Origin of the sequence: Micromonospora sp. URMC 106 (assembly GCF_051386395.1) — a bacterium.
Classification (GTDB): Bacteria; Actinomycetota; Actinomycetes; order Mycobacteriales; family Micromonosporaceae; genus Micromonospora.
Window position 1 is genome coordinate 1 of record NZ_JBPQTP010000171.1, and the last position, 9,324, is coordinate 9,324.

The window sequence follows — 9,324 nt, forward strand, 5'->3', positions numbered from 1 at the left end:
GCCCCCACCAGTCCTCCGCCCCCGGTTGCTGCTGCTGCCTCGGCTGCGGCCTCGGCCCTTGCGGATCTTGGCAGGAAACGGCCCCTGGAGGGGCCCGTGGCTACCAAGATCTCGGGCGGTGTGCCGCCGGTCGCCAACGACGCGCCGCGTCCGTCCGGTGTCGTGCTGCTGACCGACCGGTGGCAGGCGCGGCGGCCGTTGGTCGAGGTGGTGGCCGGGGCGGTGGCCGGCGGTGTGCGCTGGGTGGTGCTGCGGGAGAAGGACCTGCCCCGTGCCGAGCGCGTCGCCCTCGCCGCCGACCTGTGCCCGATCCTGGCCGAGGCGGGCGGCACCCTGATCGTCGCCGGCCCCGACCCCCTCGGCGGGGACGCGGTGCACCTGCCGTCGGCAGGGCCGTACCCGCCGCCGCGCCTGCGCCTGGTCGGCCGCTCCTGTCACGACCGGGCCGAGCTGGCGAGGCTCACCACCGAGGACTACGCCACCCTCTCACCCGTCTATCCGACCAGCACCAAACCCGGCTACGGCCCGCCGCTGCGCCCGGACGGGCTCGGCGAGCTGATCCTGCACAGCCCCGTGCCGGTCCTGGCGCTCGGCGGAGTGCAGAGCCCGGAGCAGCTGGTCTCCTGCGTCGAGGCGGGAGCCGTGGGCGTGGCGGTGCTCGGCGCGATCATGCGCGCGGACGACCCCGAGGCGGCGGCAGCCACCCTCACGGCAGCCGCCGACGCGGCACTCGCCGCCACGACCGCGCAGGCCAGGCCCGAGCTCCCGTCCGCCACCACGGGAGAGGAACGATGACCCCGACGACCGTGCTCACCATCGCCGGATCCGACTCCGGCGCCGGGGCCGGCATCCAGGCCGACCTCAAGGTCTTCGCGGCCCTCGGCGCGTACGGCACCAGCGTGGTCACCGCGATCACCGCGCAGAACACGAGGGGCGTCGACGCCGTCCTGCCGCTGCCGCCCCGGACGGTCACCGAGCAGCTCGACAGCGTGCTCGCCGACTTCAGCGTCCGGGCCGTCAAGACGGGCATGCTCGGCACCCCGGCGATCGCCGACGCGGTCGCCGACGCGGCCCGGGACGGTCGGCTGCCGCACCTCGTCGTCGACCCGGTGCTCGTCGCCACCAGCGGGCACCGGCTCGGCGTGGTGACGGCGGTCGAGCGGCTGCTGCCGTACGCCCGCGTGGCGACGCCGAACCGCGCGGAGGCCGCGGCCATCACCGGACGCCCGGTGACCACGGTCGAGGAGATGGTGGCCGCGGCGGAGGCGCTGGCCGCCGGCGGGCCGGAGCACGTGGTGGTGACCGGCGGCGACGTGGACTCCGACGGCGAGGCGGTCGACGTGCTGCACGGCGACGGGGTCACCACGCTGCTCCGCGCGCCCCGGGTCGCCACCCGGCACAACCACGGCACGGGGTGCTCGTTCTCGGCGGCGATCGCCGTCCGGCTGGCGCTGGGCGACCCGGTGCCGACGGCGGTCGCCGCCGCCAAGGAGTACGTCTTCCGCGCGCTGACCGGCGCGCGGGACTGGGAGCTGGGCGCGGGACGCGGCCCGCTGGACCACTTCGGCTGGTCCGCTTGATCACCAGGGAGGCTGTCATGCAGGCACGTCGAAAGGTCTACGTGGAGGGGGCCCGGCCGGACGTCCGGGTGCCGTTCGCCGAGGTGGAGCTGACCGGGGACAACCCGCCGCTCCGGCTCTACGACACCTCCGGACCCGGCTCCGATCCCGAGGTCGGGCTGCCGCCGCTGCGGGGACCGTGGATCGCCGAGCGCGGCGACGTGGCCCCGGTGCGCGGCGCGGGCACCCCGCTCGCCGGCGCCGACGGGCGGCGGCCCACCCAGCTCGCGTACGCGCGGGCGGGCGTAGTCACGCCGGAGATGGAGTTCGTGGCGATCCGGGAGGGGATGGCACCGGAGTTCGTCCGGGACGAGATCGCGGCCGGGCGGGCGGTGCTGCCGCTCAACGTCAACCACCCCGAGTGCGAGCCGGCGATCATCGGTAAGGCGTTCCTCGTGAAGGTGAACGCCAACATCGGCACCTCCGCGGTCACCTCGTCGGTCGCCGAGGAGGTGGAGAAGCTGACCTGGGCGACCCGGTGGGGCGCGGACACGGTGATGGACCTGTCGACGGGCAAACGGATCCACGAGACCCGCGAGGCGATCGTGCGGAACTCGCCCGTGCCGATCGGCACCGTACCGATCTACCAGGCGCTGGAGAAGGTCGGCGGCGACCCGGTGAAGCTGAGCTGGGAGGTGTTCCGGGAGACCGTCATCGAGCAGGCCGAGCAGGGCGTCGACTACATGACGGTGCACGCCGGGGTGCTGCTGCCGTACGTGCCGCTGGCGGTGGACCGGGTGACCGGGATCGTGTCACGGGGCGGCTCCATCATGGCTGCCTGGTGCCTGGCGCACCACGAGGAGAACTTCCTCTACACCAACTTCCGCGAGCTGTGCGAGATCCTGGCCCGCTACGACGTGACGTTCTCGCTCGGCGACGGGCTGCGCCCCGGCTCGATCGCGGACGCCAACGACGAGGCGCAGTTCGCCGAGCTGCGCACCCTGGGCGAGCTGACGAAGGTCGCCTGGGAGTACGACGTGCAGGTGATGATCGAGGGTCCGGGCCACGTGCCGATGCACAAGATCAAGGAGAACGTGGACCTCCAGCAGGAGTGGTGCCACGAGGCGCCCTTCTACACGCTCGGCCCGCTGACCACGGACATCGCCCCGGCGTACGACCACATCACCTCGGCGATCGGCGCCGCGATGATCGGGATGTTCGGCACCGCGATGCTCTGCTACGTGACCCCGAAGGAACACCTGGGGCTGCCGGACCGGGACGACGTGAAGGCCGGCGTGATCGCGTACAAGATCGCGGCGCACGCCGCCGACCTGGCCAAGGGGCACCCCGGCGCGCAGGCGTGGGACGACGCGCTGTCCAAGGCGCGGTTCGAGTTCCGCTGGGAGGACCAGTTCAACCTCTCGCTGGACCCGGAGACCGCGCGGTCGTACCACGACGCGACGCTGCCGGCGGAGCCGGCGAAGACGGCCCACTTCTGCTCGATGTGCGGACCGAAGTTCTGCTCCATGAAGATCACCCAGGAGCTCAAGGAGTACGCGGCGCGCGGCATGCAGGACAAGTCGGAGGAGTTCGTCTCCTCCGGTGGCCGGGTCTACCTGCCGCTGGCGTGATCCCGCACGGCGGCCCGCCCCGCCGGGGCCGGGGTGGGCCGTCCCGTCGGGGCCGGGGTGGGCCGCCCCGTCGGCCGGTGACGGGGGTCGCCGGGGTCAGTCGCGGTGGTGGCGGCCGGTGGAGCGCAACGACCGCCGGCCGCTCTCCTGTTCGGGCTCGTTGTCGGGGATCGGCCTGCTGAGGCCGGTGACCCAGTCCACGTACTCCTCGTCCTGCGCCGGCAGCGGCTCCGGCTCCCGGTCGCCGGTGGCGTCCTCGGCCCGGGACCGGTTGCGCCGGAACAGCCCCAGCCGTCCCCGGGCCCGTCCGCCGGGCTGCTCCGTCGGGGAGGCGTCGTCGGCGTCCGGCGCCTCGGCGACCGGCGTGCCGTTCCCGGCCGCGGCCTCGACCGGTGCGGGGCCGCCGCGTCGGGCGGTGGCGAGGGCGTCCCAGTTCGCCGCCCGGGTCTGGTCGGGCACCGGGGCCAGGTGCCGGGGCCGGGGCGCCGGCTCGGGCGTGGGCTCCCCGGCGGCCGGGCGCGGCGGTTCGGCGGCGTCCTCGGGCCCGACCCGGGGCGGTGCCGGCCACGCGGGAGCGGGTCGCCAGGCCGGCCGGAGCGCGGATGCCGGCTCGCCGGCCCCGCCGGGTGCCGCCCCGTCAGCCGGGAAGAGCGGCGCCCGGCGCGGACCCGCGCCGTCCTGCTCCGGCACCCCGGTGCCGTCCCCGATCGTCGTGTCGGTGCCGTCCCCAGGACTCGTACCGGGGCCGCCCGGCACCACCGGTGCGGGGGCCGGGTCGCGGGACGGGCGCGGGGTGGGCGTCCCGGTGGTGGGCGACGACGGGTCGGGTACGGCCGGGACGACCGGTGCGCCGACCTGCGGCGGCACCGGCACATCGGCGGCCGGGCCGCCGGCCGGGAGATCGGGCGGAGCGCCGGTCGGTGCCGCGGCCGGGGTCGCCGGCGTGGCCGGAGGGCCGGACGGAACCGGAGCGTCCGGCGAGGCGGCCCCGGTGACCGCCGGGGGAGCAGTCGCCGGCACGGCGGGGGAGTCGTTCGCTGCCGGTGAGTCGGTGGTGGACGGCGCCGGGCCGACGCTCTCCGCCGCTGCGGTCGCCGGCTGCCGCGTCGCGCGGGGCTTGCGGGTGCGGCGGGGCTTGGGAGCGGCTGGGGCGGCGGTGGTGGCAGGGGCGGTCGGCTGCTCGGCGGGCACGGCAACCCCGGCGGCCGGGGGCGGCGCGGCGGCCGGGACCACCGGCGTGGCCGGTGGTTGCTCGCCGGCGTCCGGCGTGGCCGGTGGTTGCCCGGCGACGGCCGGCGCGGCCCGGAACCGCTCGCCCGCGTCCGGCCGGGTCACGCCGCCTTCGCCGGCATCCGGCCGGGTCACGGTGCCCTCGTCGGCGTCGTCGCGCGCGGCGGAGGCTGCGGCCTCGGCCGACCCCGCCGGGCGCGCCGCGTCCGTCGCCGGTGCGCCGGCCGGCTGCGCCGTGTGCGCGACGGCTGGTGGTCCGGCCGGGCGCGCCGCGTCCGTGGTCGCCAGCGAACCGGCCGACTGCGGCGCGCCCTCGTCCGTCAGGGGTGGCGATCCGGCGGTCCGGTCCGGCTCGGCGGCCGCCGGGGCCGCAGCGGCGGGCGTCGACGCGGTGGTGCCGCCGACCTGCCAGTCCCAGTGCGCCGGGGCGGTCCGGGGCGACGGGGCGTCGGCGGTCCCGCCGGAGGTCGTACCCCCGGGTCGGGCGGCGGCCCGGAGCCCGGCGTCGGCCAGGTCGACCGTCGCCGGCTCGTCGGCGTCGGCGGCCGGCGTCGGGGCGTGCGGCAGCGCGGGGCCGGCGGGCAGCGGGCGCAGGATGTCGGTCGGCTCGATGGCGCCGGTGGGGGCGGTGCGCGCGACGAGCGGCCAGCGCAGCAGCGCGGCGGCGGCCGAGCCGAGCGCGCCGGCGGCCACCGCGAGCAACGCCGCGTAGTAGGGCGTGAGCTGGTAGCGGTCGGCCGCGTCGCCCGGGCCGGCGGTCAGGTAGGCGAACGCCACCAGCACCGGACCCGCCACCCCCGTCGCGCCGCTGACCAGCGGCGGGTGGCCGCGCCACCGGGCCAGCCCGCCGGTCGCCGCGCCCGAGAGCAGCGCCACCAAGGGCAGGATCACCAGGGCCAGCCGCTGGGCCGCGCCGGCGTCGAGCCAGGCCGGCTCCAGCACTCCCAGCCGTACGGTGGGCAGCTGGCCGGCCGAGGCGAGCGACGGCGCCGCCGACAGCAGCGCCAGCAGCCAGACCGCGCCCGCGACAGCCGCCATGTTCCATCCCACCGGCGGCTGGAGCAGGACGGCGAGCGCGGCGCCCGCGCCGGCCAGCGCGCCGAGGACCGCGCAGATGCCGACGGCCCAGACCGGGTCCATCGAGACGAGTTCGGCGGCCCGGGCGGGCTGCATGCAGAGTGGCGCCACGACGGTGGCGCCCAGCGCGGCCGCGCCGGCGACGGCGAGGTGGTGCCCGGTGCCGGTCGCCAACCCGTCCCGGCGGGCCAGGCGCTCGGTGAGCACCGCGCCGACCACGGCGGCGTTCGCGGCGAACCAGCCCGCCCAGACGAGCTGGGCCGGCCACTGGTTGACGGTGGCGCCGGTGAAGGTGCCGGTGAGCCGGACGATGCCGAGGCCGAACGCGACGCCGAGCTGACCGGCGCCGGCCAGCAGGCTCACCGCGAGCGCCGTGAGCAGCAGTCTGCCCCAGGTCCGAAAGGCCATGTCCGGCACGTTACGCACCTGCTGGGCCGGTCGCCACCGGCGCGCCGCGAGCGGGTCCGGCCCGCCCGGCCAGCGGTTACTTCAACTCGACCAGACGCGCCAGGTACGTCGTGTCGCCGACGTTGGTGAGCGTGTGCACGGCGCCCGGGTCCCGGTAGACCACCCCGCCGGTCGGTTCGTCGGCGTCGATCCTGGTTCCGTCGACCGTCTGCACGACGTTCTTCGCGCCCTGGACCGCCACCACCAGGTACGGGTGGTCGTGCCGGTGCAGCGGCTGCTGCTCGCCCGGCTCGAGCCGGATGTGCCACACCCGGACCCGGTCGTTCTCGTACACGATCTCCTGGCCCACCGGGCCGAGTTCGAGCTGCGCGTCGGTCATCGGGTTCCGTCCAGTCGGGGGAGCACCTCGGCGGCGATGAGCTCCAGGTGGTCGAGGTCTGCGAGGTCGATCAGCCGCAGGTGCACCCGGGTGGCGCCGATCGCGGCGAACTCGCCGATCCGGTCGACGAGCTGCGCGGGCGAGCCGACCACCGGATCCTCCGGGGGCAGCGCGCTCTTCACGTGCAGCGGGGCGGCCCGGCGCTGCGCCTCGGCGTCGGTGCGGCCGATCGCGACCACGATCCCGGCGGAGAGCGTCAGCGGGGCGCGCCCCGACTCCGCCCGGCCGGTCCGGTCGCAGGCCTCCCGCACCCGCTCGTACGCCTCGGCGGTCTCCTCGACGGTCTTGAACGGCATGTTGAACTCGTCGGCGTACCGGGCGGCGAGCTCGGGGGTGCGCTTCGGGCCGCGTCCACCCACGATGATCGGTGGGCCGGGCACCTGCACCGGCTTCGGCAGGGCGGGGGCGTCCACCAGCCGGTAGTGGTCGCCGGTGAAGCTGTACGTCTCGCCCGGCGGGGTCCGCCACAGCCCGGTGACGACCTCCAGCTGCTCGGCCAGCCGGTCGAAGCGCTCCCCGACGCCCGGGAACGGGATGCCGTAGGAGGTGTGCTCCCGCTCGTACCAGCCGGCGCCGATGCCCAGCTCGACCCGGCCACCGCTCATCTGGTCGACCTGGGCCACCATCACCGCCAGCGGGCCGGGCAGCCGGAAGGTGGCCGAGGTGACCAGGGTGCCGAGCCGGATCCGGGTGGTCTCCCGGGCCAGCGCGGCCAGCGTCAGCCACGCGTCGGTCGGGCCGGGCAGCCCCGGCTCGTCGCCCATCGCCTGGTAGTGGTCGGCGCGGAGGAAACCCTCGAAACCGCCGGCCTCGACCAGCCGGGCGAAGCGGAGCTGGTCGTCGTAGCTGGCGCCCCGGTGCGGCTCCGTGAAGACGGAAACCCGCATGCTCATCGTCCCTCCGCGCCGGCCGTCGCCGGCAGATCCCGCTCCATGAGGAGTTCGTGCAGGTCGGCGCTGACCCGGGCGACGTCCGCCAGGTGCGCGTTGCGGCCGAGGGTGCGCGGCCGGGGGATGTCGACGTCGACCACCTTGCGGATCCGGCCGGGCCGGGGGCTGAGCACGACCACCCGGTCGGCCAGCAGCACCGCCTCGTCGATCGAGTGGGTGACGAAGACGACGGTGGCCCGGGACTCCATGTGCACCCGCTGGAGCTCGCCGGAGAGCTCCTCGCGGGTGAGCGCGTCGAGCGCGGAGAACGGCTCGTCCATCAGCATCACCCGGGGCTCGCCGATCAGCGACCGGCACAGCGAGACCCGCTGCTGCATGCCGCCGGAGAGCTCGTGCGGCAGCCGCTTCTCGAAGCCGCCCAGCCCCGCGAGGTCCAGCAGCTGCCGGGCGCGCTCGCGGTGCTTCGCCCGCTTCCAGCCGAAGATCTCCACCGGGAGCAGGACGTTGTCCAGCACGGTGCGCCAGGGGAGCAGGGCCGGCCGCTGGAAGAGCATGGCGATGTCGCGGCGGGGCTTGGTGATCGGCGTACCGGCCACGGTGATCTCGCCGTCGGACACCGGCAGGAGACCGGCGATCAGGCGCAGCAGGGTGGACTTGCCGCACCCGGAGCGGCCGAGCACCGCCACGAACTCGCCGTCGGCGACGTGCAGGTCGATGCCGCGCAGCGCCTCCACCCGGCCGCTGCGGCCGTCGAAGGTGCGGGACACCCCGGACAGGCGGATCATCTCCGGCGGCCTCCCTGAGTCGGCGATCAGTAGTCGCGGCACAGGGTAGCCCTCGTCGGTCGCCGTCTAGCCGTCCGGGGTGGACCGGAGCCCGTCCCGAGTGGATTTGGGCGCATCAGGCCAGGCCGGCGCGAGTTTGTTTCCGTACCGCAACCCGATACGCCTCGCAACACGAAGGGTCTTTTCTCGTACGCTGTGCCCGCGATGAGTCCCCTCACGACGGTGGCGCCGGCCTCACCCCTCGGCCGGCCCGCCAGACAACCCCTCCGGCGGCGGTGCGCCGCTCCGGTCGGAAAGGACATGGTGCACTGATGAGAAGGCTGACCCGTACGGTCGCCGCAGCCGCGCTGGCCACCGCCCTCGCCCTGGTCTCCGCGTGCAGCGGCGGCTCGGACTCCGGCGACGACGCCAAGGGCGGCAAGGGCGGGGCGCTGGAGAAGGTGACCTACCTCACCTCGTTCGGCAACTTCGGCCGTGACTCCTACGCCTGGGTCGCGAAGGAGAAGGGCTTCTTCAAGGAGGCCGGGTTCGACGTCGAGATCAAGCCGGGCCAGGGCACCGGCATGGTGATCCAGACGATCGTCGGCGGGAAGGCCGACTTCGGCCCGATCGACCTCACCGGTGGGCTGCTCCAGCTCGGCAACGGCCAGGCCAAGGACTTCATCGCGGTCGCCGCCATCCAGCAGCGCACCATGGCCGCCATCGCCACCGTCGAGGGCAAGGGCATCGCGTCGCCGAAGGACCTGGAGGGCAAGAAGCTCGCCGACACCCCCACCTCCGTCGTCCGCAACCTCTTCCCGACGTACGCCCGGTTGGCCGGCGTGGACGCCACCAAGGTGACCTGGGTCAACGGCGAGGCGCAGGCCCTGATGGGCACGCTCGCCGCCGGCACGGTGGACGGCATCGGCCAGTTCGTCGTCGGTCAGCCGACCATCGAGACGGTGACCAAGAAGAAGGCCGTCCTGCTGCCGTACAGCAACGTGATGCAGGACCTCTACGGCAACGTGCTGATCACCTCCTCGAAGATCGCCAAGGAGAAGCCCGAGATGGTCAAGCGGTTCACGCAGGCCCTGATGAAGGGCCTCGAGTACTCGCTGACCAACCCGCAGGAGGCGGGCGAGATCCTGAAGAAGAACGTGCCCGCCGCCGACGTGGCCTCGGCCGCCGCCGAGCTCCAGCTGATGGCCGCCTACGTGCGGTCCAGCAACTCCGGCACCCAGCTGGGCGCCCTGGACAGCGGCCGGGTGGCCAAGAGCATCGCGATCCTGCAGGGTGCCGGCCAGCTCAAGCAGAACCTCACCCCCG

The 9,324-nt window shown here is 75.2% G+C and carries 8 protein-coding genes; 4 read left to right on the top strand and 4 right to left on the bottom strand.

The window, feature by feature from the left end:
* The first annotated feature begins 96 nt into the window (after positions 1–96).
* The 3 genes from ACSNOB_RS30585 to thiC are packed head-to-tail and all read left to right on the top strand — an operon-like array spanning position 97 to position 3,190.
* Positions 97–795: a thiamine phosphate synthase gene (locus ACSNOB_RS30585; RefSeq protein WP_436690753.1), complete on the top strand. Its 699-nt coding sequence runs from the start codon at positions 97–99 to the stop codon at positions 793–795.
* Positions 792–1,580 (top strand): bifunctional hydroxymethylpyrimidine kinase/phosphomethylpyrimidine kinase, encoded by a 789-nt coding sequence (gene thiD, locus ACSNOB_RS30590; protein ID WP_436690755.1) that lies wholly within the window; start codon positions 792–794, stop codon positions 1,578–1,580. The genes ACSNOB_RS30585 and thiD overlap by 4 nt, the downstream gene beginning before the upstream one ends.
* A 17-nt stretch (positions 1,581–1,597) precedes the next feature.
* The gene (gene thiC, locus ACSNOB_RS30595) at positions 1,598–3,190 is read left to right on the top strand and encodes a phosphomethylpyrimidine synthase ThiC (protein ID WP_393105571.1); all 1,593 of its coding nucleotides are present in this window, start codon (positions 1,598–1,600) and stop codon (positions 3,188–3,190) included.
* 96 nt (positions 3,191–3,286) lie between these two features.
* On the opposite strand, the gene ACSNOB_RS30600 is transcribed toward thiC, so the two are convergent.
* The 4 genes from ACSNOB_RS30600 to ACSNOB_RS30615 all read right to left on the bottom strand — a co-directional run bounded on the left by ACSNOB_RS30600 (position 3,287) and on the right by ACSNOB_RS30615 (position 8,019).
* Entirely contained in the window at positions 3,287–5,905 is a 2,619-nt protein-coding gene (locus tag ACSNOB_RS30600) for a hypothetical protein (RefSeq protein WP_436690758.1), read from the bottom strand.
* Positions 5,906–5,981: 76 nt separating this feature from the next.
* On the bottom strand, positions 5,982–6,284 hold the full coding sequence (locus ACSNOB_RS30605) for a cupin domain-containing protein (RefSeq protein ID WP_436690760.1): 303 nt from the start codon (positions 6,282–6,284) through the stop codon (positions 5,982–5,984).
* Positions 6,281–7,231 (bottom strand): LLM class F420-dependent oxidoreductase, encoded by a 951-nt coding sequence (locus ACSNOB_RS30610; RefSeq protein WP_436690766.1) that lies wholly within the window; start codon positions 7,229–7,231, stop codon positions 6,281–6,283. The genes ACSNOB_RS30605 and ACSNOB_RS30610 overlap by 4 nt, the downstream gene beginning before the upstream one ends.
* 2 nt (positions 7,232–7,233) lie before the next feature.
* Positions 7,234–8,019: an ABC transporter ATP-binding protein gene (locus ACSNOB_RS30615; protein ID WP_436690762.1), complete on the bottom strand. Its 786-nt coding sequence runs from the start codon at positions 8,017–8,019 to the stop codon at positions 7,234–7,236.
* A 311-nt stretch (positions 8,020–8,330) separates the two neighbouring features.
* Here ACSNOB_RS30615 and ACSNOB_RS30620 point away from each other — a divergent pair.
* On the top strand, positions 8,331–9,324 hold a 994-nt coding region (locus tag ACSNOB_RS30620), incomplete at its 3' end, for an ABC transporter substrate-binding protein (RefSeq protein ID WP_436690764.1).

What these genes read in the sequence shown, in the direction of transcription:
- thiD (WP_436690755.1), top strand. Translation starts at nt 792, where the DNA reads ATGACCCCGACGACCGTGCTCACCATCGCCGGATCCGACTCCGGCGCC.
- thiC (WP_393105571.1), top strand. Translation starts at nt 1,598, where the DNA reads ATGCAGGCACGTCGAAAGGTCTACGTGGAGGGGGCCCGGCCGGACGTC.
- ACSNOB_RS30600 (WP_436690758.1), bottom strand. Translation starts at nt 5,905, where the DNA reads ATGGCCTTTCGGACCTGGGGCAGACTGCTGCTCACGGCGCTCGCGGTG.
- ACSNOB_RS30605 (WP_436690760.1), bottom strand. Translation starts at nt 6,284, where the DNA reads ATGACCGACGCGCAGCTCGAACTCGGCCCGGTGGGCCAGGAGATCGTG.
- ACSNOB_RS30610 (WP_436690766.1), bottom strand. Translation starts at nt 7,231, where the DNA reads ATGCGGGTTTCCGTCTTCACGGAGCCGCACCGGGGCGCCAGCTACGAC.
- ACSNOB_RS30615 (WP_436690762.1), bottom strand. Translation starts at nt 8,019, where the DNA reads ATGATCCGCCTGTCCGGGGTGTCCCGCACCTTCGACGGCCGCAGCGGC.